27 protein-coding genes and 2 pseudogenes are annotated in these 22943 nt (G+C 34.7%); 11 read left to right on the plus strand and 18 right to left on the minus strand.

The window, feature by feature from the left end; translation table 11 throughout:
* Nucleotides 1-26: 26 nt before the first annotated feature.
* From NSQ69_RS16110 to NSQ69_RS16125, 4 genes are read right to left on the minus strand one after another with little or no spacing between them, the layout of a single operon-like run.
* Nucleotides 27-167 carry a gallidermin/nisin family lantibiotic gene (locus NSQ69_RS16110; RefSeq protein ID WP_000606628.1) on the minus strand — a complete coding sequence of 47 codons (141 nt, stop codon included), beginning with the start codon at nucleotides 165-167 and terminating at the stop codon, nucleotides 27-29.
* A 49-nt stretch (nucleotides 168-216) separates the two neighbouring features.
* A complete protein-coding gene (locus tag NSQ69_RS16115) occupies nucleotides 217-357 on the minus strand; it encodes a gallidermin/nisin family lantibiotic (RefSeq protein ID WP_000606628.1) in 141 nt (46 codons plus the stop codon).
* A 49-nt stretch (nucleotides 358-406) separates the two neighbouring features.
* Nucleotides 407-547 (minus strand): gallidermin/nisin family lantibiotic, encoded by a 141-nt coding sequence (locus NSQ69_RS16120; protein ID WP_000606628.1) that lies wholly within the window; start codon nucleotides 545-547, stop codon nucleotides 407-409.
* A 49-nt stretch (nucleotides 548-596) separates the two neighbouring features.
* The gene (locus NSQ69_RS16125) at nucleotides 597-737 is read right to left on the minus strand and encodes a gallidermin/nisin family lantibiotic (protein WP_000606628.1); all 141 of its coding nucleotides are present in this window, start codon (nucleotides 735-737) and stop codon (nucleotides 597-599) included.
* 240 nt (nucleotides 738-977) lie between these two features.
* On the opposite strand from NSQ69_RS16125, the gene NSQ69_RS16130 reads away from it, so the two are divergent.
* The 4 genes from NSQ69_RS16130 to NSQ69_RS16145 are packed head-to-tail and all read left to right on the plus strand — an operon-like array spanning nucleotide 978 to nucleotide 4808.
* Entirely contained in the window at nucleotides 978-1151 is a 174-nt protein-coding gene (locus NSQ69_RS16130) for a hypothetical protein (protein WP_001030236.1), read from the plus strand.
* Nucleotides 1126-2094 carry a polyprenyl synthetase family protein gene (locus tag NSQ69_RS16135; protein WP_002128202.1) on the plus strand — a complete coding sequence of 323 codons (969 nt, stop codon included), beginning with the start codon at nucleotides 1126-1128 and terminating at the stop codon, nucleotides 2092-2094. The genes NSQ69_RS16130 and NSQ69_RS16135 overlap by 26 nt, the downstream gene beginning before the upstream one ends.
* Nucleotides 2087-4228, plus strand: a complete 2142-nt coding sequence (locus tag NSQ69_RS16140) for a sensor histidine kinase (protein ID WP_341099497.1) — start codon at nucleotides 2087-2089, stop codon at nucleotides 4226-4228. The genes NSQ69_RS16135 and NSQ69_RS16140 overlap by 8 nt, the downstream gene beginning before the upstream one ends.
* Nucleotides 4200-4808: a response regulator transcription factor gene (locus NSQ69_RS16145; protein WP_002128205.1), complete on the plus strand. Its 609-nt coding sequence runs from the start codon at nucleotides 4200-4202 to the stop codon at nucleotides 4806-4808. Before NSQ69_RS16140 ends, NSQ69_RS16145 begins: the two co-directional genes overlap by 29 nt.
* 418 nt (nucleotides 4809-5226) lie before the next feature.
* Here NSQ69_RS16145 and NSQ69_RS27800 read toward each other — a convergent pair.
* From NSQ69_RS27800 to NSQ69_RS16160, 4 genes and pseudogenes are all read right to left on the minus strand, one after another.
* Nucleotides 5227-5361 (minus strand): annotated as a pseudogene (locus NSQ69_RS27800) (serine hydrolase domain-containing protein); the annotation flags it as partial.
* Nucleotides 5348-5602, minus strand: a complete 255-nt coding sequence (locus NSQ69_RS16150; protein ID WP_050001032.1) for a MerR family transcriptional regulator — start codon at nucleotides 5600-5602, stop codon at nucleotides 5348-5350. The gene NSQ69_RS16150 and the pseudogene NSQ69_RS27800, both read right to left, overlap by 14 nt.
* Before the next feature lie 308 nt (nucleotides 5603-5910).
* Nucleotides 5911-7995: a serine hydrolase domain-containing protein gene (locus NSQ69_RS16155; RefSeq protein ID WP_197236390.1), complete on the minus strand. Its 2085-nt coding sequence runs from the start codon at nucleotides 7993-7995 to the stop codon at nucleotides 5911-5913.
* Between the two features lie 94 nt (nucleotides 7996-8089).
* On the minus strand, nucleotides 8090-9259 hold the full coding sequence (locus tag NSQ69_RS16160) for a serine hydrolase domain-containing protein (protein WP_087962841.1): 1170 nt from the start codon (nucleotides 9257-9259) through the stop codon (nucleotides 8090-8092).
* Between the two features lie 366 nt (nucleotides 9260-9625).
* Between NSQ69_RS16160 and NSQ69_RS16170 the strand changes: the two are divergent.
* Nucleotides 9626-9882: pseudogene (locus NSQ69_RS16170) on the plus strand (IS4 family transposase); the annotation flags it as partial.
* A gap of 472 nt (nucleotides 9883-10354) precedes the next feature.
* Here NSQ69_RS16170 and NSQ69_RS16175 read toward each other — a convergent pair.
* Together NSQ69_RS16175 and NSQ69_RS16180 are read right to left on the minus strand one after the other, a co-directional pair.
* The gene (locus NSQ69_RS16175) at nucleotides 10355-10813 is read right to left on the minus strand and encodes a hypothetical protein (protein ID WP_002084479.1); all 459 of its coding nucleotides are present in this window, start codon (nucleotides 10811-10813) and stop codon (nucleotides 10355-10357) included.
* 169 nt (nucleotides 10814-10982) lie between these two features.
* Nucleotides 10983-11408: a hypothetical protein gene (locus NSQ69_RS16180; RefSeq protein ID WP_098633197.1), complete on the minus strand. Its 426-nt coding sequence runs from the start codon at nucleotides 11406-11408 to the stop codon at nucleotides 10983-10985.
* Nucleotides 11409-11654: 246 nt separating this feature from the next.
* Here NSQ69_RS16180 and NSQ69_RS16185 point away from each other — a divergent pair, with 246 nt between their 5' ends.
* The gene (locus NSQ69_RS16185; protein ID WP_078179226.1) at nucleotides 11655-12137 is read left to right on the plus strand and encodes a PRK06770 family protein; all 483 of its coding nucleotides are present in this window, start codon (nucleotides 11655-11657) and stop codon (nucleotides 12135-12137) included.
* Nucleotides 12138-12470: 333 nt separating this feature from the next.
* On the opposite strand, the gene NSQ69_RS16190 is transcribed toward NSQ69_RS16185, so the two are convergent.
* The 3 genes from NSQ69_RS16190 to NSQ69_RS16200 form a co-directional block, all read right to left on the minus strand.
* Entirely contained in the window at nucleotides 12471-12746 is a 276-nt protein-coding gene (locus tag NSQ69_RS16190; RefSeq protein ID WP_341099499.1) for a hypothetical protein, read from the minus strand.
* Between the two features lie 146 nt (nucleotides 12747-12892).
* Nucleotides 12893-13105, minus strand: coding sequence for a hypothetical protein (locus tag NSQ69_RS16195; RefSeq protein ID WP_002128243.1), 213 nt, complete (start codon nucleotides 13103-13105; stop codon nucleotides 12893-12895).
* Nucleotides 13095-13235: a hypothetical protein gene (locus NSQ69_RS16200; protein WP_002066118.1), complete on the minus strand. Its 141-nt coding sequence runs from the start codon at nucleotides 13233-13235 to the stop codon at nucleotides 13095-13097. The genes NSQ69_RS16195 and NSQ69_RS16200 overlap by 11 nt, the downstream gene beginning before the upstream one ends.
* Nucleotides 13236-13497: 262 nt before the next feature.
* Here NSQ69_RS16200 and NSQ69_RS16205 point away from each other — a divergent pair, with 262 nt between their 5' ends.
* Nucleotides 13498-13647, plus strand: coding sequence for a hypothetical protein (locus tag NSQ69_RS16205; RefSeq protein ID WP_002185389.1), 150 nt, complete (start codon nucleotides 13498-13500; stop codon nucleotides 13645-13647).
* Nucleotides 13648-13764: 117 nt separating this feature from the next.
* The gene (locus NSQ69_RS16210) at nucleotides 13765-14328 is read left to right on the plus strand and encodes a GNAT family N-acetyltransferase (protein WP_002128246.1); all 564 of its coding nucleotides are present in this window, start codon (nucleotides 13765-13767) and stop codon (nucleotides 14326-14328) included.
* A 271-nt stretch (nucleotides 14329-14599) separates the two neighbouring features.
* On the opposite strand, the gene NSQ69_RS16215 is transcribed toward NSQ69_RS16210, so the two are convergent.
* From NSQ69_RS16215 to NSQ69_RS16225, 3 genes are all read right to left on the minus strand, one after another.
* The gene (locus NSQ69_RS16215; RefSeq protein WP_078203896.1) at nucleotides 14600-15268 is read right to left on the minus strand and encodes a serine/threonine protein kinase; all 669 of its coding nucleotides are present in this window, start codon (nucleotides 15266-15268) and stop codon (nucleotides 14600-14602) included.
* A 403-nt stretch (nucleotides 15269-15671) separates the two neighbouring features.
* Entirely contained in the window at nucleotides 15672-17312 is a 1641-nt protein-coding gene (locus NSQ69_RS16220) for a M20/M25/M40 family metallo-hydrolase (protein ID WP_002128248.1), read from the minus strand.
* Nucleotides 17313-17387: 75 nt separating this feature from the next.
* On the minus strand, nucleotides 17388-18137 hold the full coding sequence (locus NSQ69_RS16225; protein WP_002128249.1) for an IclR family transcriptional regulator: 750 nt from the start codon (nucleotides 18135-18137) through the stop codon (nucleotides 17388-17390).
* A gap of 264 nt (nucleotides 18138-18401) precedes the next feature.
* On the opposite strand from NSQ69_RS16225, the gene NSQ69_RS16230 reads away from it, so the two are divergent.
* The 3 genes from NSQ69_RS16230 to NSQ69_RS16240 all read left to right on the plus strand — a co-directional run bounded on the left by NSQ69_RS16230 (nucleotide 18402) and on the right by NSQ69_RS16240 (nucleotide 21968).
* Entirely contained in the window at nucleotides 18402-19826 is a 1425-nt protein-coding gene (locus tag NSQ69_RS16230) for an amino acid permease (protein WP_002167981.1), read from the plus strand.
* Nucleotides 19827-20000: 174 nt separating this feature from the next.
* The gene (locus NSQ69_RS16235) at nucleotides 20001-20348 is read left to right on the plus strand and encodes a VOC family protein (RefSeq protein WP_002128251.1); all 348 of its coding nucleotides are present in this window, start codon (nucleotides 20001-20003) and stop codon (nucleotides 20346-20348) included.
* A 273-nt stretch (nucleotides 20349-20621) separates the two neighbouring features.
* Nucleotides 20622-21968 carry a short-chain fatty acid transporter gene (locus NSQ69_RS16240; protein ID WP_088291131.1) on the plus strand — a complete coding sequence of 449 codons (1347 nt, stop codon included), beginning with the start codon at nucleotides 20622-20624 and terminating at the stop codon, nucleotides 21966-21968.
* Between the two features lie 40 nt (nucleotides 21969-22008).
* On the opposite strand, the gene NSQ69_RS16245 is transcribed toward NSQ69_RS16240, so the two are convergent.
* Both NSQ69_RS16245 and NSQ69_RS16250 read right to left on the minus strand, forming a co-directional pair.
* Nucleotides 22009-22362, minus strand: coding sequence for a hypothetical protein (locus NSQ69_RS16245; RefSeq protein WP_002167980.1), 354 nt, complete (start codon nucleotides 22360-22362; stop codon nucleotides 22009-22011).
* The gene (locus NSQ69_RS16250) at nucleotides 22359-22934 is read right to left on the minus strand and encodes an NAD(P)H-dependent oxidoreductase (RefSeq protein ID WP_016120529.1); all 576 of its coding nucleotides are present in this window, start codon (nucleotides 22932-22934) and stop codon (nucleotides 22359-22361) included. The genes NSQ69_RS16245 and NSQ69_RS16250 overlap by 4 nt, the downstream gene beginning before the upstream one ends.
* Nucleotides 22935-22943 lie beyond the last annotated feature (9 nt).

Genomic DNA, 22943 nt, shown 5'->3' on the forward strand with positions numbered 1-22943 from the left:
TGTGTTCCCTCTTTTTTGGCATTCAATTAGCAACAGAAGCTATTGAATGAACCTGTGTTTCCACAGCCAGGCGTACAAGCTGAAATACTTGTAATTTGTGGATCTACATCACCTGAAGCTGTTGTTACTTGAACATCCAAATCAAAAAGGTTTTTTTCGTTAATCATTTTCTTTTCCCCCTAAAGTTTTTTTAAGACAATATGTCTTATGTAGCAATTAGCAACAGAAGCTATTGAATGAACCTGTGTTTCCACAACCAGGCGTACAAGCTGAAATACTTGTAATTTGTGGATCTACATCACCTGAAGCTGTTGTTACTTGAACATCCAAATCAAAAAGGTTTTTTTCGTTAATCATTTTCTTTTCCCCCTAAAGTTTTTTTAAGACAATATGTCTTATGTAGCAATTAGCAACAGAAGCTATTGAATGAACCTGTGTTTCCACAACCAGGCGTACAAGCTGAAATACTTGTAATTTGTGGATCTACATCACCTGAAGCTGTTGTTACTTGAACATCCAAATCAAAAAGGTTTTTTTCGTTAATCATTTTCTTTTCCCCCTAAAGTTTTTTTAAGACAATATGTCTTATGTAGCAATTAGCAACAGAAGCTATTGAATGAACCTGTGTTTCCACAACCAGGCGTACAAGCTGAAATACTTGTAATTTGTGGATCTACATCACCTGAAGCTGTTGTTACTTGAACATCCAAATCAAAAAGGTTTTTTTCGTTAATCATTTTCTTTTCCCCCTAAAATTTTTATTAAGACGTTATGTCTTATGTGTCTAATTTATCAGATAAATATCCTAGTAGAATCCGTATATTCCGCAAGTTTATATTGTAAATTCACGCATAATAAAAAAAATATATGTAAATTAAGTATTAAAAATTTAAGGACTATATTGAAAATATCCCATTTTTATTGTATTTTTTTATATAGAACTAAAATACAGAATATTTGGAAAGAGGGTTATTTTTATGAATAAAGCAATATGGGAATTTTTAATGGAGATGAAAAAAAACAAACTTACCTTTGAAACTTATGAATTATGTCCTTCATTGGAGACACTATCAGTTGAAGAGCGAATTGTATTAGATGAGTATGCAAAGGATTTCCGGGTGAAAATTGATGGTGGAAATCAGTGGGTTTAAAGATTGTTTAATCAATCATATTGATTACCATATCTCCTACCGTAATCAAAGTGATGAATCTGAAATACTTCTACTTATTCAGAAATGTCTTTCTCATAAAGGAAAGGTTTTAAATCCTGAATATTCTGGCTTCTCATGGGGAGAGCTATATCTAGCTCTTTCTTTTTTGACCAAACGACAACCAATAACAAAAAGAGAATTAGATAAGGCAATGGGGGTTGAATTTATCTTTTTATCAGCGGATATAATAGATGATTTGTGTGATGGAGACGTATTAGATCCATTATATTTTAAAAACGAATATCCTCGTTTTTTGTTAGTTTCTCAATATTTACTTATGCAAGGACTGATATACTTAACTTATAAGACAAAAGATACTGCAACACGAGATCTTCTCCAACAATTGATACATTCGTGTTGTGGAGAATGGAAAGATATCCAATTTTGTTTTTCAATAGATAAAAAAATAATTTTAAGTGAAGAAGAATATATGAAACTTATTGAAAAGAAATCCGGTCTACTCACAGAAATTATCTTTCGAACTATTAATCCTGAAAATAGAATTTTAAAAGAAATTACATCTTATATAGGGATAGCTGGTCAGCTAAGAAATGATGCTAATGATGCCATGACAGATAATAAAAATGACCTTCAGGACTTAAAGGCTTATCTTCCTTTTTTAAAAGCTTATGAATATAGTTGCAAAACACAGGATAATTTTTTTGAAAATTTAACGGATGAACAAATATCTTCGTCACCTGAAGTTCGGGCATTAGTCCGGGATTACATAGAACAATCTGGAGCACTTCACTATTGTCGTATCCTATCTCAACTATATTATAGAAAAGCATTTGCACTCTTAGAAATGCATTTTGTTCTTTCTAAAGACGAAATGACTTATTTTCAAATGATGGTTATGGGCAGAGGTCACTCCTATGCGTAATATTTGGTTCTGTATACCTTTAAGCATTTTATATTTATTAATACTTTTAATAAATACTTACTATTTTCACTCTAGTAATTTTAAAGAAAGCGTTAACTCTTTATTAATTAGTCATTTTTATATGATCAGCGTTATTAGTCTTATTTTTTTTACTATAGGATTAATTAGCTTTTTAAAAAAAAGACAATCTATTGTAGCAAAAAAATTCTTTTCTCTAACATCAGTCTTTGGGATAGCTATTTTAACATCCTTATTATCTAGCTATGATATAAATATTTTTAAAGCTATAGAGGTGAGTAGTATTTTTATACTTTCTTATCTCTTAATAAGTTTTTTCTCTAATTTCCCTGTATCTACCAAACCAAAATATGTAAAAATATTCAACCTTGTATCATTTGTAATTTCAACAGGATTGACAATTATTTATATAATTTATTGTTGTTTTGGATATATGTCTAACAATAATTTTAGCTTTTTATTTAAAGTTTTACTAATTACTAACCTATTTCTGAGTATTAGCATCTGTGTTTTTCTTGTTTCATTACATTTACGAGAAAATAACCTTAAGGTGAAAAGTCAATTATATATTCTGATTTTTGGTATTATTCTTAGTTTTTTACCTATTGTTCTACTTAATCTGATTCCCGGTCTACTTTTTGGGGAATCTAAAATTCCATTTACATATTGTTTACCTAGTATTATTATATTTCCTTTAACTATTTCTTATTTATTAATAAAGCAAGAAGTTATCGAATTTGAGATTAGAATTTCTAAATGGCTAACAAACTTACTCTTTTACTTGCTCAATTTCTTATTTTTAAATTTTTCGGTTGAGCAATTCATAGATTTGTCACAAAAAGAAATATTTATACTATGCGGCTTAAGTGTATTATCTGTTGTACTCTCTGTATATATATATAAACTTATTCTCTCATTATTTAGGTATTTAAACATAAAAAAGGATGCACAATCAGGTTTACATAAGATTGAGCTTTTTCAAACACTCTCGAAGGAAAAACATGCTAAAGAACTTGCAGAATTAGTCGGACAGCTTATTAACCAGATGTTTAACATTAACGGCGTTTCCATAATATGGAATTCAAATAGTATTTATCATTCATTATATGAGACAGGTATTTTTCAGGATATGGATAAATTTGAGCTGTTTAACCAATTGAATCAACTTGAACAGAATTACTTACTAAAGGAAGGTACTACTCCTATTCATATTCAGTTTGAAAAATACCACTTAATTTGTTTTCCAATACTCATTTACCAAGGCATGCAGGGAGCTATTATTATTGGTGAAAAAAATGATTATACATTATTTAAACCTCAAGAAATTAATGAACTTGAAGAGGTTGTAATAAACTCGGCAAATTTACTATTAAGTGTTAATACCCTCAATAGTAATAAAAAAGAAATTCGAAAAGCAAAGGTAAAAGCTCAAAACTGGAAACAATTTAACTATCAGATTATTCAATCTCTAGAGAATGAAAGGAAAAGGCTTTCGATTTTCTTACATGATGAAATTCTTCAAATTCTTATTTTGCAATTAAACGAAATAAGAATGCTTCAGACCAAAAGAAACTTTTCTATAGACATATTAAATTCAATGGATGAGCAACTTGAAGATATTATCTATAGCATTAGAAAAATGTGTCATAATCTTCACCCTATTATCGTAGAAGATTTAGGTTTAGAAGCAAGTTTACACACACTAAAACGCGAGTTCGAATTAAATTATCGCATTCTCATTCATATACAATTTAATTGCAAATTAAAAATTCTCTCGAAAAATCTCGAAATACAGATTTATCGTATTATAAAAGAGCTACTGAATAATGCTATTAAGCACTCCAAGGGGAATAATGTTCAAATACATATCATAGAAGAAAGAGGCTGCTATGTTTGTACTGTAGAAGATGACGGCATAGGCTTTTGTGTTCCGAACAGTTTTTCTGAATTTAGTACAAGCAACCACCTTGGTCTAATGACCATCCAGCGTCAAATTTCCGAGTTGAACGGAAATTTGAGAATATCTTCTGAAAAAGAACATGGAACATTAGTCACATTTACCATACCAGTAAATTGGGAGGAAAATAATGAGTATACATACACTACTAGTGGATGACCATTTGTTGGTTATGCTAGGCATCCAAAGACTACTAGAATCTGAGGAAGATATTGAGGTGATTAATACCGTTCACGATCCTTCCATATTAATTAAAACTGTGGAAGATACCCGTCCTGATGTAATTGTTACAGACATCAGGATGAAGCAGTATAATGGTATTGAACTTACAAAAGATTTATTGTCAAAATTTCCGGATGTAAAGGTTGTAATTCTATCAGGATATGATCATGAAGAATATTATAATGCGGCCTTTGAAGCTGGAGCAAGTGCATACATTACGAAAGAAAGATCAGCATTTGACCTAGCTAACGCAATTCGTCAAAGTCACATGGGATATATACTATTTTCTAAGAATCAGATTATGGGAAATAATATTGAAGCACTAACTTCTGCTGAACAAAGAATATTACTCTTAATCTCAAAAGATAAAACAAATTATGAGATTAGTACGGACCTTTCAATCAGTAAAAGAACTGTAGAATATCACATTTCTTCAATTATTAGAAAACTGGGTGTAGATTCAAGAGTTGGAGCAGTCGTAAAAGGGATTAAAAAAGGATTAATTGAAGGTTTTTAAGGATAAGGTGACATTGCAGAACTGTTATGTCTAAAAGTTTATTGATAAATACAGAGACACAGAATCATAGTATATAACCACCAATACCTGCAAATGAAGAAATAGGACTCATGATTGGGTCCTATTTCTTCATTTGAGATAACTTTAACCAGATAAAAATTACAATCTTTTATTATATTCATAAATTCCCTCCCCATTATATTTTAAATTCATTCTGTATATGTTCCCACCACATTTCTCTCAGGCTGGAAAAGCAAAATCTTGCTCAAAATGAAAACACGCCATCCTTTCCTATGATTCTACAGAAAGAATAGCGTATTTTTTTATTTTAGGGAGGATTTTATTTTATTAGCTTAATAGCGCTGGATTACCGTCAAAGTTCCAAAAACCTCAAAATTTATCCGTTTTTCCTTTTTACCTACTTACCAAATTCAGCAAGTAAAATATTTTTAAAAGGATTAGGACTGTCAGCTCTACCCAAACTGTTCAAACTGACGGCCAACGTATGCTTACCTCCAAGTATACCTCCAGCAAAAGTACTAAATCCTGGTATTCATATTGTTTATTATATTTCTCTTATTTATTACTAAATCAATTTCTTCAATTGAAAAACCCATATCTTTACAAAAGAAGATTTGGCTAATTCTTTGTAGGTCTTCATTTCCATACAATCTATAGTTATTTTTACCTACCTTTGGCTGAACTAATCCTTTTTCTTCATAGAATCGAAGTGTTTCTTTCGTAGTATTAAAAATCTTAATTACATCACTTTTAGTTAACTTATAGCTATCCATCTAATTATATTGCCTCCTATAAGGAATAATGTTCATACTATAAACTATGTGGTTACTTCATAGTCAATAAATAAAAAAATTTAAAATCAAAACTGGCTGTTTTTAGTGATGAAGGAGTACATGTCTGGTTCTGTTGCAAAGTTTCTTAACAGCTAAAAAGTTGGTATGATAGCTGTTCTTGCAGAGTTTGAGCGTGATATTATTCGTGGAAAGCCTCTTCGTAAAGATAATGCGTAAATACAAACAAAACCAGCAAAACACCTTTTCTGTGTCGTACTGGTTTTGTTGAAGTCCATCTTGAATTGTAGCTAGTTCAACGTGATTGCAAATTCCGAGTTCGGCGCGCCAGCAAATACAACCGATCCGTTTTTCGGCAATTTTACTTTGTTATTGCCGCTCACAACGGTAAAATTGACGCATACTCCCTTCTCATCATACACCGCGAATGAACTCTTCGATGACAACGTCACGCTCATCGTTTTCCCTGCTGTCGCTTGTGGGATCGTAAACCATTTCGCATGCCCATTTGCTTGTAGCGTAACTTTGGATGATTGGCCTGCATCAAGCGGTTTTACGTTGGATCCACTTACATATAACAATCCGGCCATCTCCATATATTCACTGCCGCCTTCTGTATAGAAATGAGTTTCCGTCGTATCACGGCCATTCATCACGGGGATCTGGAGCTGATGCGCCGCGGTGTTCGGACCTGTAATTTTTCTGCCGTCCCAATAGCCCTCCAGGCCTTCCTTGCGAGTAATTTGTGTGGTAATAAGTTTCGGTTGAACGAGATATTCAATAGAACTAAATTTCTCGTTCACGAGATAGAACTTGACGCCTTCCCGCTTCGCCCATGCGGCAGCGGTTTTCTTCGATAGCACGTTGTCTTCTAGTTTCTCGGCTAAATAGTGAGTCATCACATTTTGCCCTAAGCCTGGCGTCGATTTATATGTGCTCACCTTCAAATAAGTGCTTCCATTCTTCTCAGTGACGAAGTTGAGCTTGGAAGTACCCTTCTCATTAATAAAGCTTCCATTCGCAGTATATACATATTTTTCTTCTCGATTAGATGGTAAGAACAGTTCTCCATTCTTCGTAATTTCTATTTTGAAATGACTTTCGCTATTGCCGTAAAAGCCCGCTTTCTTCGTCACGTCTTGAGGCATCTTGGCCTTGACCGGCTTGCCAAAGGATTTGTTTGGCTTGATGTCCTTAATTGTGCCCTTCTCTTTAAGCGCGGCGAGCAGTAATTCAGTTGCCAGTAGTTGATTTGTAGAGCTTTGGCCGCCGGATGACAACACAGCCACTGCCATCTTCTGTTCCGGAAGCACGACCAGTATAGCATGTTGCAGTGTTGTATCGCCGCCCTTAGCCATGCTTTTTATCCCATATTCACTGAATGGGTATAGTTTCACACTATCCCAGCCAAGACCATAGTTGAAAATATTACCTCCATCCCCCGGCCACATTCCTTTTTTATATTCCTCTTGCTCCATCGCCTTGACTGCCTTATCAGAGAGGATCCCTTTTCCCTGTCCCATAAATAATTGGGAGAATCGTACCATATCTTCTGCCGTGGAAGAGATCCCTCCCGAACCAATCACATTCACCGATTCAATGGGAAGCTTCCCTTGGTACGCCGGAAAATAGAGTCCAGCCCGCTTATCGTCTTCCCATTTGTCCTGCGGCGTTTTCGTATGATTCAGCTGTAAGGGTTCTGTAAACCGTTGATGTATAAATTCGGTAAAGCTCATACCGCTGACTCTTTCCACCAAAATCTCGGCCAGCGTAAAGCCGTCGTTGCAGTATACCGAGAACGCGCCAGGATCCGCCTTCAAGCTTTGGTTGGACAATTGCCGCATCAAGACATCATGGGCATAGGTATCATTATCGTTAAATAAAAATGCATTACTTAACGTGGAACCTTGCAAGCCGGAGGAGTGGTTTAACAGCATACGTGGCGTAATGCGTTTGTACCGCTCGTCTTTCATCTTGAAATCAGGAACATAGTGGACAACAGGAGCATCCAAATCGACTTTTCCTTCGTCGACCAATTTCATTACAGCCGCTGTTGCATACATTTTACTGACTGAACCAATCCCATATAGAGTATCTTTGTTCAGCCGCTGTTTTCCTTCCATATCGTTCTTGCCTGTCTGACCCGACAAAATAAGTTTACCATTATCAATTAGCGCATACTGCACGCTAGTCGTCCCATAGGACTTCGTGAGTAGCGCAGCCTTCTCTGCCGCAATCTTCCCCAGTTCTTGGTTAGCAACTTCTTGGTTAGCTACAACCGGAGTCTTACTGCTTGAAGATGCTATCGCCCCTGTTGGTAGGATCATCGTTAGCGCTAATGTAGCGGCTAACACCCCAGATAGTTTATTTTTCATGAGAGAATTGCCTCCTTAGATAAGTAATCGAATTCATCACTTATTTGTTTAACTATAAAAAATATGACAAAATTTATCCGTTTTTCCTTTTTACCTACTTACCAAATTCAGCAAGTAAAATATTTTTAAAAGGATTAGGACTGTCAGCTCTACCCAAACTATTCCAATTGACGACCAACGTATGCTTGCCTCCAAGTTTACCTCCAACAAGAGTAGTAAACCCTAGAATGCCACCTGTGTGTCCCCATATCGAGACATCGTTTGGAAGCTTAGTTTCATAGATTCCAAGACCATATCCATCGATTCCTTCTTTTCCTGTAGGAACTGTAGTAAGCATTTGTTTTAGTTGCTGTTCTTTCAGTAATTTACCCCCGAGCAAGTAAGAGAAGAATTTATTTAAGTCGTCAGCAGTAGAAATCATATCTCCAGCTGAGCTACCTGCACTTGGGTTATAATAAGTAACGTCTTTTAGCTCACTTACTCCGTCTGGTTGGACATATCCACGGGCATGCTTGGTGCCTGGAATAACGCTTGAATTGCCAGGTAGGAATGTATTCGACAATTCAAGCGGTTCAATAATCCGATTTTCAATCTCTTCCGCATAGCTGTTTCCGGTTACTTTTTCAATAAGAATACCTAGTAATACATATCCTGTGTTTGAATAAGACCAGCCCTTTCCTGGGGCAAAGTCTGGGGGCAGAGAAATCCCCATCTTCACTAACTCTTCAGCCGTATACGATTTTTTTGTATCCGTAAAGTCAGCGTCTTTTGACCTTGAGTATTCAGCGATACCACTTGTATGGTTCAATATCTGCCGGATAGTAATCTGGTTACCATCATATCCGTTTCCTTGAATGACACCAGGCAACCATTTTTCGATGTAGTCGTCTAGATTCAAGCGGTTCTCTCCGACTAATTGAAGTACAACCGTTGCTGTGAACGTCTTCGTCACACTGCCAATGCGAAAGCGAAAATCTGTTTTCATTGGTTTCTTGGTTCTCAGATCCGCTATCCCAGCGGCATAACTCCACGTTTTTCCACCCTCAGAAGTTTTAGCAAGTATCCCCGGGTATCCAAGTTGCAATGTATCCCGCATTGCTTGCTTGACGGAAGTACGATCTCGTTGAGTGCTTGTTTGTAACGAACTAGATACATTTTGAGTGGGCTCTGCTTTTACAATTGAGGCTGGCGTTGTATATAACAGGGAACTTCCAGCTATTAAAAGAGCCAGACTTGCAAATGTAATTTGACTACGTGTTTTCATAAGGCATTCCTCTCCTCTATTCATATTGTATAGGTGGTTGCTTGATATTTCATACTCACCACACAGCTATCATCTCTACCGATGACAAAAAGTCAACATTGAATTCGTAATCATCTTCATAATGATTATTTTTACAAGCTCCATTCTGTCCTAATAAACGGTAAATCCCTCTTTTTGCATGTATGTTAACCTCAGAATTTATTTCTTTTCCATGAAACGCTCTTATTAACTGGTTTGTTTTTCATATATAAGTTATATCTGTTCCTCCTTTCATGCTTCTTTATATTTTCATCATACACAATGAAAATCTCTTTTTCCTTACCTATTCCTTACAAATCCCTTACGTTCAAAATAGCTTCTGTGTCTCAAATCTGCCAATTAATTCTCATCAAGAGAAAACGAGAATTAAGCGAATATAAAACGATTTATATCATAAAAGATTATTTTCTACTTATTTATGAATCTCTACAAAAAGACACCAAAGAATTAACAAAGATATTGTTTCGTCTGTTTGATCTCTTACAGAAAAACGGACGAAAATCCCATAGGTATGAGAAGAAACCGTCTTTGATATCTTAGGCGTCGTATATAACCTTTCTATGCCTCACAAGCATGTAGCGTAATCCAAAAAATTAAAACCCAATAGGGTTTATCTGGTATGAAAATATTTAAAGAACTTACACTGGATCTTTAGAAAAAAGAAAAAAGCCCATCAAGCTAAGGTTTTGAAGTACCCCCTAAATGAAAATTTTCTTTCTCTACAGTTAGTTTTTTTGAGAAGTTAGCTCATTTTTTTGTTTTTGGGGTGTTTACTTTTCTTAAGTTGATGGATGTGGTCTCACCATACCATTTCGGGAAAATTGTACGTTTAGACACAATCCGGACATATTTTAAGCGTTTTCTGTCCGTTAAGAGACATCTGTCCAGAAAATCTTATGTTTATGAACAGAGGATAAAACTCAATAATAGAATATTAATATTCAATTTTTATATAAAAAAATAAGCTCCGAAGAGCTTATTTTAATAATAATATCAACGCAATTATCAATGATATTATTGATAATACAATCATAAATAATGAAGCTCAGTCATGAGCTATCGCCCTGTTACCGTCATTGCTGCTGTGTAAATTGTATCTACAGAACCGTCAGCACTTACAATTTCAACTTTATAACGGTATGTTCCATTGTCGTAAATGTTTTCTCCATATCCTGTGAAAGTTGAAATTTCATCATTTGCTCCAGCTGGAACCCATTGATTTTGCCAATGGAAGAAAGTATCATATTCTCCCCAGTTGTCTCCATATTTCTTTTCGATGCTGACATTATAATGAATGTCCTCAGCTCGGTTATTTGTAATTCTTGCAATTACGTTTCCACCAAAAGTGTATTCCGTAGCGTGAACTTGAACTGTAACACCATTCACCGTTTCGCTAGGACCACAGATGTAATGACAATCTTCACTTGCTTGTGCTTCAGGTGTGTTAATGTTCATAACCGTCAAACCGCCTAAAGCTAAAGCTACTGTTAATGCAATTGTAGCTAATTTTTTCATGATAATTCCTCCTATTAACCGTTATAAGTGAATGTTTTTGTTTTTACGTATTCATTGCCAGCATAAAAAGATTTCTATGTCTCATTTTTATCACCCTTCAGCTTATATAATTCGACAAATGGTGATAATTTCCTGCAAATAAAATAAAAAAGCACTCCCGCAGGAATACTTATTCAAATTCAATTTCTGTTTTATTGTCTGATGTGAAGTATCTTATGGTTGTTTTGCCGTATTCTTGCAAGCCACTCTGCGCAACGGCATCTTTTAACTTTGTTCTCGTTCTGTAGCCGAAATTTCCCCGTAGGCCTTCGTCTGCATTTGACAATGCTGTTTTGTCAACGAAAACATATAAGACATACAAGTTATTTTCTTTTTTTAATTCACCCGCTGTAACAGTACCGCCGAAATATTCTTTAATTTCTTTGGTTCTACGTTCAAAACTTTTCATCATTCGTGTTTGCTCATCTTTTGGTTGTTCTGTTTTCGCAGTTGTTTGTTGTGCTTTTGGCTTCTCTTTTTGAACCACTTCTTTTTCGCCGCAAGCCGCTAACATTGCAACCGATAAACCAACTGCTAATACTGATTTCTTCATCATTTTAATCCTCCCAATATAAATACCTAAATATTAGTATACTATGAAATTTATTGCTGAATATGAAAAAGATGCCCATTAAGGGGAACCGCCACATCGCTATCAAGCTAATATTTTTAACTACCCCCATAACGAAAATTTTATACATCGTTGACTATTGATAATGATACGTTATGTAGACCTCACAGATAGATATGGGCATACAGTTCTTCTTTTATGGTACACTTCAATAAAAGGGGGGTAAGAGGTTTGAAAAAGTGGATTAAAATCACATCAACCTTAGTTATTGCTATAGCAGTTGGTATTTTTACTGGCTACAAAGTCGGTACGTATGCAGGTTCAGACGTTAAGGAAAAGCAGACTGAGAGAATTAAAGGGGAAAAGGTAATACTTGACCTCAACTCTGATCATCATATAATCAATGCAATGCACAAAATGACTCATCAAAAAGTATTATCCCACGAAAAGCAAGGATTTATCAAAATGACTCCAGAAAACATCGAAAAAGTACGTCAAGCGATTGATGAAAGTAATAGTGGAACCTTACAACATAAAGAACAGTACCTTAAGATTTTGGTTCGTTGGTATGAAGGCGATTTCTCTCAATCGGTTGAGGAGCATAATTTATTATGGGAATGGGACAATAGCAGCACTGGTAAAGCATACGAATTAGCGACACCGGAACAAGAAGAAGCATACATTTTAGAACAAGCGAAGTCTGAAAAACAATAAAGGGGTATCGTCACCTCGCTATCAAACTAATAAAAAGAAATGCCCCCTAAAATGAAAAAATACGCTATTCTTTCTGTAGAATCATAGGAAAGGATGGCGTTTCTGTATATTGTTACAAAAAGAATAGCGTTTTTTTCGCTTTATAAATACAATTTCTTTTTCAGTAAAAAATGTGGGTGGTACCCCTCTAATACCCCAGAAGGAAAAGAAGAGTTTGAATTCTTTAACGTACAGGGCGTTCCATATATCATTGTAAAAGATCATGAGAATAACACTCAAAAATCAATTCTTGGATTCAGCACTCAATCATTAGAAGAGGCTATTTTATAATAATCATCCCCCAAAAAAACTTATAACCGCATAAGTATATAGAACGACTAGAGCAAAGGCACATATTCCCATAATTATAATCGCTAGTGCGCTTTTCTCTTGTCTAAACCCTATAATTCCAAGAATAAATGCACTCCACATTGTTACCTTAAGCATTGTAGAAAGGTTGGGAATTGAATATCCACTCAACCAGGTAGAGAAACTTACAATTACGGAAAAAGAGAACAAAGTTAGAACAATAGATAATATATTAATGTGCTTCCCATACTTCAGTTGCATTTCGCTACCCCTTTTCTTTTCATTAGTAAATAATAGGTAGATGGTTATATTTTTATTTTATTCTAAATTTTCTTGAAAATCTACAACGAAAAGAAGAGGTTGTCCCAAAAGTCGCTGAATAGTTACTTTTAGGTAACCTCTTTTCTTTATTTTTTACTTTCCTCTAGTTTAGAGATACTCGCTTCTTTTTCAGGTAACGTATCAACAAAATCCTTTTGAGATTTTAATAAGTCAGATTGTTGTATCCAATCCATAAGATCATCTAAAGATTTACGGGCTTCTTTTACATCGCCAGTAATATCATTCATGTTCAGCTTATTAAATGTAGCTAAAAATTCTTGTTGAATCTCACCTTGCAATGCATTGCTTTGTTAATTCTTTATTTTCATCACTTTTTGCCTTTTGAACATTATTCATAGCTTTCCCGATTTCATGTTTATCAAAAGCATCTTGTGCTTTCTTTAAATTTTTCAAGTTCTTCACGTTCACGCGGAGACAATTTTTCTAGTAGGGGTACCCCCCCCATCACCATCAAGCTAAGAAATGCAAAAGATAAAAATTGTAAGCCAATAGATAAAAAAATAATAATTCCTTATTCAACTAACGCATGCATGAGTTAAACAACCTAAGGCTGCTTCGGTAGCCATTTTTTGTACCAACTGGCAGTTTGGTTTTCAATATGTGAAAAGGGATTTCTAAGTGATTAATTGAATATATATTTATTGTTTACTAATTTTTGGGAGGTCCCTTTATGGGAGATAAACTTTACTGTATTGCTACATATCAAGTTCTTAATGAAGAAAGACTAAGAGCTTCGCACGGTTCTGTAATAACTTATAGTAATGCTGTGACGGGATCTCCTGTTAGTGAGATAGGGTGTTTTTTAATTTATTTATCATAATAACGTGCCATGAAATTGCAACTCTCGTCCTCAAGAATTATTTCTTTTGGGTGAAAGTTTTTTTATTATATACGTTTCATTCTGTCATAATTTAAAGTTTTCGAGAGGAGAAATGATATGAATTCTATTTTATTAGATGTTCCGTTACAAATAGAAACAGACAGACTAATTCTTCGAGCACCACTTCAAGCTGGTGACGGGAATGTCGTACACCAAGCTATTAAGGATTCAATTAATGAGTTAAAACAATGGTTGCTTTTATTTCAGTCAATTCCTACTGTTGAAGAAACGGAAATTCTCCTGAGAAATGCCCATATAGATTTTTTGAAAAGAGAAAGCTTTCGCTATCTTATCTATCATAAGGATACTAATGATTTTATTGGAACTGCTAGCCTTCACGGAATTAATTGGAAAATTTCTAAATGTGAAATTGGATACTGGATTAATACGCAATTTAGTGGCAATGGATATATGACAGAGGTAGTAAGTGAATTAACAAACCTTGGATTTCAGTTACTCAAATTTAGAAGGATTGAAATACGCTGTGAATCTACTAACACTAAAAGTCGTACGATCCCTGAAAAACTAGGTTTTGAGCTTGAAGGGATATTACGTAATGAAGATCTTTCAGCTGACGGTAAAAAACTAACTGATACCTGCATCTATGCAAAGGTAAATTAGATTGAAATTTTAATACTCAATTGCGTCTGTGTACATAGTTTATTCCCCTTCTAATCCATTATTGTGATTTGTTTAGAACTATAGTACATCAATATGTTTAAAATGAAATGTACTGAAATGGGTATATTCTATTGTTACAATCATTTTATAAATAAATTACTTCATGAAGTTATAAAATTAGGACCGTACATATTAGACATATCTAAAATGTACGGTCCTTTTGTTTACTAGTGGTTCACTTATCTAACCTAAAGATAAGTATGTGGTCCTTTTACAATTTGAATTTCTTTTTAAGCTTCTTATATTTTCTATATGAACGTCGAACAATGTTTAACATGAAATACGGTATTTTAACAGGGAAAGGCAATTTATAAATGAAAGGCAAGTAAAATGTAAAATATGCCTTTTCTAAGTCTCTCCACTTACTATCTTCTTTTGTTTTTAAGAAATCAGATACATCGACTACATATCCCCTTCCATTTTCCATCATCACATTTTTTCCGTGAACATCACAAGGAGTTAATCCTTGCTCCCTTGCATACTCTATAGCTTCATTGATATCAAGGATTACCTGCTTAGGAATTTTAATCCCCTTATGAATAGCATCGTATAAGGTAATTTCTTTTAAACGTTTCAATACTATGAAATTTTCTCCTTTATATATAAGATTCGAATAAGAAGGATGATTTCCGATTCTTCGGTATACTTCTGCCTCTTTTTCAATTCCTTCTCCTTCTCGCGCGTAAACTTTCACTACCCAATCTTTGTATTCTTTGTGCATAAATACTGCGGCATAATTACCTGTCCCTAAACACTTCCAAAGTCTAGGAATATCTTTAACTACTATAGGCTCGAATTCATCCTCACTTCTTATGCTTACCTCTTTTAATAATTCGTCCTTTATCAATCTCACAAAACTATTTATACTCATCATTTCCACTCCGGTTTTGCTACAAGGGGTACTCCCCCATACCCATCAAGTTAAAAAGTACATTCTTCCCTAATACGAAAAAAATGAGCAGACTTCACTAAGTAACTAACTTTAGCGAAATAAATTTTTCATTTAGGGGGGTACTTCAAAATCTTAAAATGGATATTCTACGCAAATATATATTATTGATACAATAAGTTATGTTAACTTCACATAATTATATTATACAAAAACTCAGCAAATACCGTTACAAAAAGTGTACAAGCCATATCTACTCTCTCTAAATAATTTATTGCGAATCTATTTTAAGGAGAATTCTTACATCACAATTTCATAAATCTAAGGTTTCAAACTATTCATTACGAAAAAAAGACCGTATCACTACGGTCCTTTTCTCGCTCTTATGCAAATACTATGACTGTGTAACTTTATTAGAAACAAGTAGTTTTTCAATACATATAGGTAACATATCTAATAACGTTTCAAATGCGTAATTTACGTCCAGACGCTCCGTCCATTGATGTGCATCTTTTCCTACTGGTCCCATATTTAATACTGGAACGTCAAACTCTTCTAATTCCTGAAGTGGAATCGAATAACCTTTATCCCATAATGGCATATTGTCGACAAGAGAACTCATTGAATCCAATGGGTTTTGTAAGCCGACATAGCTTAAATCTGAAATTCCCCCAAAATAATTTTGATTTTCAAATGTAATGCTATGATTATAGTGGGCATACTTTTCCATTTCTACAACTACCTCTCTAATTAAAGGATTGTTGCGTGAACTCACAGCTGGATAGTATGGCGGCGCAAAGAAAAGTACAATCATTGGAGCCTTTTCTTTACATAAGATAGCTAATTTGTCTACTAAATCAATAGTTACTGCACGATCATCTTTATCTTCTCTATTTTTTATAATATCGGATTGAATTTCATCTATTTTTTCTCTTCCATGTTGTTCAATTGCATAAGCGATAAGCTCTTCATACGTTAATACATTTACTTTAAGATTAGGCGGTATGAACGGATTATACTTAGAAAAATGATACGCTCGCTCCTCATACGATTCTTCAATTTTCTCTGCTACTTTCGTTACTTTTTGGCGTAACAATGAAACTACATCTGTCATCGTTTTTTCTAGTAAAAACAAGTTAAATAACGTGACTGCACGATGAGGAATTTGTACAGAATAATCCTCCTTTAAATCTCTTTGAAGCAAGTTAGTTGGTGGAGGACTTGCTTCACCATCTACAATATCGCAAAGGTCCGTATTCAACTCTAATTCAGCTGTTAATAATGCAGCCATATAGCTCCCATTTAATCCTGCAAAAGGTTCGCCTACATGTGTCTCTTTTCCATAGCAAAGGAAACCAGGTAACACCTTCCCAATAGAACCAGTATAAATATACTTATTTTGGTCACCAGGATGTCTTGAAAACATAGGCTCTGAATTTAGGACCGTTTTATACTCTAAGTCATGTTCTTTTGCTAGGTCTAATAATCTTGGAACAGCAGCTCTCATCCCTACAGAGTTCACTTCTTCATCTGGAACAGCCAATAAAAGAACATTCCCATCAAATCTTCCTTCACAAGCTTGCTCAACCATCGCCATTTGTAAAGCTAGACCACATTTCATGTCCATCGTTCCTCTACCAAATAGCCAATCTCCTTGTTCAATATCTTCACGTACATGATCTGGTAGCTCATCTTTATGAGAATAAAACATAGATGTTAATTTTTTAGGGTTAAATGCATCTTCTTTCCACACTCCATAATCTTGTACATCTACAACATCAAAGTGACTAACAAGAATTACAGTATTTTTCGTACTATCACTTTTCTTTACTAGAGCTGTAACAAAATATCGTCCATCCCCCGTCGGATTTTTTTGTAAATGATGCGGATTTTGTTTGAAATACTGTAAGTCAGATAATTGTTCTACAACAAAGTCTGGCAATATAACTTCAGCTTCTGAACCTGTAATACTAGGAATTTCAACAAGATTGCTTAATAATTGAACCAATTGTTCTTTAGATTGCCACTTTGACATATAAATCCCCCTATTTTTCCACATTATGAAAATCAATTCCAATATATGAATAAAAAATGACGACAGCTATCAAAATTATAATTCTGATGTACTGCCGATTTTTACTGATATTTCATGAGCTGCTTGTTTTACCTTACTAATAAGAAAAGATAGTCGATCATCATTAATTCGATGACTAATTAACCCAACACTTAATGCTCCTACTACTTTATGATTAAATCCTATAATAGGTGCAGCTACTGAAGCTGTCCCCTCTGTTTTTTCACCATAACTCACAGCATACCCTTCATTTCTGATCTGCTTTATTTGATCGAAAAGAATTTGCTTTTGTTCTGGTAAAGAAGAAAGTAAATGTTCTACAATGTGTTCCATTTCATTCGTGTTCATATTGGCAAGCATCGTTTTATTTGCGGCTCCAATCGAAAGTGGAATCTGCTCCCCTAAGTTATCGATAACTCGAATTTTTAAAGGGCTATCAATTCTTTCAATGATAATAGAATGTGTTCCATTTGGAATGTTCAAATAAACACTTTCTTCAACTTCAGAGGCCAAACGCTTCATTACTTCTCTTGCAACAGATCTGTAGTCTACCTTCTCCAATTGACGTAATCCTATTTCCATCCACATTGGTCCAATCTTGTACTGTTTTGTTTCTGAAATTTGCGTAACTAATCCATGCTCCATTAAAGAGTTCAGTAACCTATGTACTGTACTAACCGGGAGATGTGTTCTATCAGCTATATCAGAAATAGCCCAATACTCTTTTTCATTTGTAGAATTCAGTAACTTAATAATACCTATCGCTCGATCAATGGACTGTACCATAACTCGCCTCAACTTTACTTGTAGTATGTTTAGCCTAATTACCTATCAATTTATCAAAAATCCAAACTGAAATCAATTAATTTATTTAATTTTCTAAAAATAGAGATATAACACTATCAAAAAAATGAAAACGCAAACAAAAAAATATTGACTTTTCTTTTTAATTATCTGAAAATTAGAACAAGATTTCACATCACGGAATACATTCCATAATACGGAAAAACATCAATTTTCATACTACCAATTATGAAGGTGAGGAAAACAATGACGCAAGTAAACAATACAAACAATGAATTAAAGCGCACGATGAAAGGTAGACATTTATTCATGATTGCACTCGGTGGTGTGATTGGAACGGGGTTATTTAACGGATCTGGTTTTATTATAAGTCAAGCTGGACCTGGTGGATCCGTACTTGCCTTTATGGCCGGTGGATTATTAATGTATCTCGTTATGCTATGTCTTGGTGAGCTTGCTGTAGCAATGCCAGTTTCAGGTTCCTTCCAGGAATATGCCACTAAGTTCATCAATCCCGCAACTGGGTTTACCATCGGATGGTTGTATTGGCTAAGCTGGGCGAATACGACTGGTCTTGAATTTACCACTGCTGGTATTACAATGCAGCGATGGTTTCCTGATATTCCTGTCTGGGTTTGGTGTTTAATATTTGGTGTTACAATATTCACTATTAACGCATTATCCGCTCGTAGTTATGCAGAAACAGAATTTTGGTTCTCAAGTATAAAAGTATCTGCCATTATTGCTTTCATTATTCTTGGCGGCGCCGCTATGTTCGGTTTTATTGATTTAAAAGGAAACGAACCCGCTCCGCTTCTTTCAAATTTCGTAAATCATGGTGGTTTATTCCCAAATGGACTTGCCGCTATCTTATTAACAATGGTTACAGTCAATTATTCCTTCCAAGGTACAGAACTTGTTGGAATCGCAGCAGGTGAAAGTGAAGATCCAGCAAAGACTTTACCTCGTTCTATTAGAAATATAATATGGCGCACGATGTTTTTCTTCGTCTTAGCAATCTTTGTTCTCGTGGCTTTAATTCCTTGGGAAGAGGCAGGATTAACAAAGAGTCCGTTTGTTGCTGTATTTGATAATATAGGTATTCCATATGCAGCTGATATTATGAACTTTGTTATTCTTACTGCTGTTCTTTCTGTCGCAAACTCAGGACTGTACGCTGCAACTCGAATGCTTTGGTCATTATCAAAAAATGATATGGCTCCAGCCTTTTTAAAGAAATTATCATCACGAGGGATACCTTTAAACGCTTTAATCTTAACGATAGCTATTTCTGCTTTTTCTCTTTTGACAAGCGTTGTAGCTGCTGAAACTGTTTACTTATGGCTCATTTCAATTTCTGGAGTCATTACAATTATTGTTTGGATGTCAATTTGTGTTTCTCAATTCTTTTTCCGTAAACATTATTTAGCCGACGGTGGAAAATTAGAAGACTTAAAATTTAAAACTCCACTTTATCCTCTTGTACCAATTCTTGGTTTTGGATTGTATGGCATTATATTAATAAGTCTTATCTTTATCCCAAGTCAAAGACTAGGAATCTATTGCACTGTACCATTTATCATTTTTTGCTACACATACTATCACTTTAAGATTAAGAAAAAAATTGCTAATAACACTCATACAGAGACTAAAATTAGCGAAACTTCGTAATACTGTACGATATTTAAAAGACCGCACATTGCTTTTACTTCATGTGCGGTCTTTTATCATTGCTTTATTCATTTTTCCTGGCCCCCTATTTCCCACTTACTATTACTCTTTTGTTTTGATATATTGAATACATAGTCACATTAAAAATTAAAAGACAGACAGGAGTTAAATACGATGATAAAAGGTTTCGGAGGAATATTTTGGAGAACTAACAATCTTGATGTTATAAAAAAATGGTACAGTGAAGTGTTGAAGATTGAAATAGAAAATTGGAACGGGACTGTGATTAAACCCGAATTAGGAACTGAGACTATCTTTTCTTTCTTTGCCGAGAATGATAGTTATTTTCCTACAGAACAACAAGTGATGTTAAATTTCCAAGTACATAATCTAAACGAGACTATTCAGCATCTTGAACAAATTGGCGTACCTCTTGAAAAGAAAGAAGAGATTAGTGAATTTGGAAAGTTTATTTGGATTAAAGATCCTGAAGGGCGATTGATTGAGCTTTGGGAGAAATAGTGGATTTTAATCATTTGCTATTATGCTAACAGATGCTTTAGTTCAATAAGGTAAATAAAAAAAGTGCATCTCCGTTTATTAGACACAGTCTAATAATCGGAGGTTCACTTTTTTAATCTATCCAACTTAGTATAAGCCTATCCATTTATTAATAATATCAATCTATCAATAAATTACAATCATCTTAAATGTCTGAATTTTCCGTAAATTAAAGGTTATCCCCCAAACAACCTCGAACATTGTAATAAACATACATAAGGAGGTTGATCTATTTTGTTTCGTTCATTTACAAATGGATGTGTTGCCCTTGTGCAGCGTTTCTTGCCAGAACCGTTTATTTTATCATGTTTATTAACTGTTTTCGTTATCTTCTTCGGTATGTTTGCAACGAGCCAAACACCTGTAGAAATGATTAATCACTGGGGTAATGGAATTTGGGGACTTCTCGCCTTTTCTATGCAAATGGCTCTTGTACTCGTGACAGGATCTGCTTTAGCAAATGCCCCACTTATTAAAAAAGGATTAACGAAAGCAGCGAAACTACCGAAAACGAATGGCCAAGGTATTATCGCAATTTCAATTGTAAGTTTACTAGGAGCATACATAAACTGGGGATTTGGTATTGTTGTATCGGTTTTATATGCAAAAGAAGTGGCCAGACAGTTAGAAGGATTAGATTATAGGTTAGCAATTGCTTCTTCCTACTCTGGATTTCTCATTTGGCATGCAGGCCTTTCTGCTTCTATCCCTCTTACGTTAGCAACTGGCGGCGAAACGTTAATTAAAACGACAGCTGGAAGTATTAAAGAAGCGATTCCAATAACAGAAACGTTATTCTCACCATACGCACTCGTGCCAGTTATTATTTTTCTCGTTACGATGCCTCTCATTAACCGGGCCATGCATCCAGATGAAAAGCATACAATTACTGTAGATCCTAGCGTATTCCATGAAGAAGCTGCCGCTCAAGAAGTAGGGAACAATACGTTCGCTGAAAAAATGGAAAATAGTATGATTATTACACTTTGCATCGGATTATTAGGTCTTATTTATATTTTTAACTATTTTAGTACGAAAGGCTTTAACCTTACACTTGATATCGTTATTTTTATGTTATTAATTGCCGGTCTTATTTTCCACCGTACTCCGATTCAATATATTCGCGCTTTCTCTGACTCAACTAAGAGTGCTTCAGGTATTTTACTTCAGTTTCCGTTCTATGCTGGAATTATGGGGATGATGATTGGAGTAAATAGTGAAGGTCTTTCGCTTGGAGGAGCTATTTCTACTTTCTTTATTAGTATTTCAAATGAAACCACATTCCCGCTCTTTACATTTTTAAGTGCTGGCATTGTAAATATTTTCGTTCCATCTGGAGGCGGTCAATGGGCAGTGCAAGCACCAATTATGATTCCAGCTGGCGCTGAACTTGGTGTACCTGCCGCGAAAACAGCGATGGCAATTGCATGGGGCGATGCTTGGACAAATTTAATTCAACCTTTCTGGGCATTACCGGCATTAGCGATAGCTGGTTTAAGCGCGCGTGATATTATGGGATTTTGTGTTGTTAACTTACTATATGCAGGATTTATCATTAGTCTATGTTTCTTATTTATTTAAACGAAAAGCTAGTTTTATACTAGCTTTTTTATATAATAAATCATTCATTATCTATACAGCTTATTACCTTTCTCCACTCTACCTCTGCATGATTTAATGCTTCATATGTAAACAAATCTTCACATACTTTTTCAATCATATGAGGATTGTTCTTAAGGAAATTCCACTGCAATACTTTAGGAAGAAAATATGTTTCATATTCTTTACTTCCCTTTATCACCTCATCAACTTCTCTTTCACAAATCCCTCTTATTAAATAATCATTTCTTAATTGTATTTGAATTTGTTGAAACGTTTCACTGTATTTCTTCAATTGGACTAAACAATTAATATACGTACGCAAAAGTTCGTCATCATAATTGCAACACTTTATAATACGATCGATTTCATTCATAATGTACGAGCCGCTTCTTCTATTTGTAACAGCCATTTTTCACGCTTCGTTACTTTACTCGTTTTCACAGATTGAAAAGTAGAACGTTTTATATCGCGAATACCACAAAAACGTAAAACCCCTCTTTTCATCATAATCCAATCCGCTGATCGATATAATAGGGACACGTACCATAACGGTGAGTCTAACGTATTAATAACCCACGCCTTCTTTCCTTTCAATAACCCTTTCGGTAAAGCTCCTTCATATTTATAAGCAAATCCAGCTATAAAAATACGATCGATAAATCCTTTTAAAATAGCAGGCATGCTCCACCACCATATCGGATATATGAAAAGAAGAATATCCGCTTTCTGCACTAATTCTCTATATCGCTTCGTCTCTTCTTCATTTAGTAAATCACGTCTTTTCTTCTCTCCATTAAATACAAGCACTGGATCAAATTGTTCTTTATATAAATCAAGTAGCGTAACAGAATGATTTGTTTCCTCAAGTCCTTTTTGCACATGCTCTAAAATTGCCCCATTAAAGCTTGAAGGATTAGGATGAGCGTATATAATTAGTACGTTCACTACAAAACA

It is taken from the genome of Bacillus sp. FSL R10-2201, from assembly GCF_038008665.1.
GTDB lineage: Bacteria > Bacillota > Bacilli > Bacillales > Bacillaceae_G > Bacillus_A > Bacillus_A mycoides.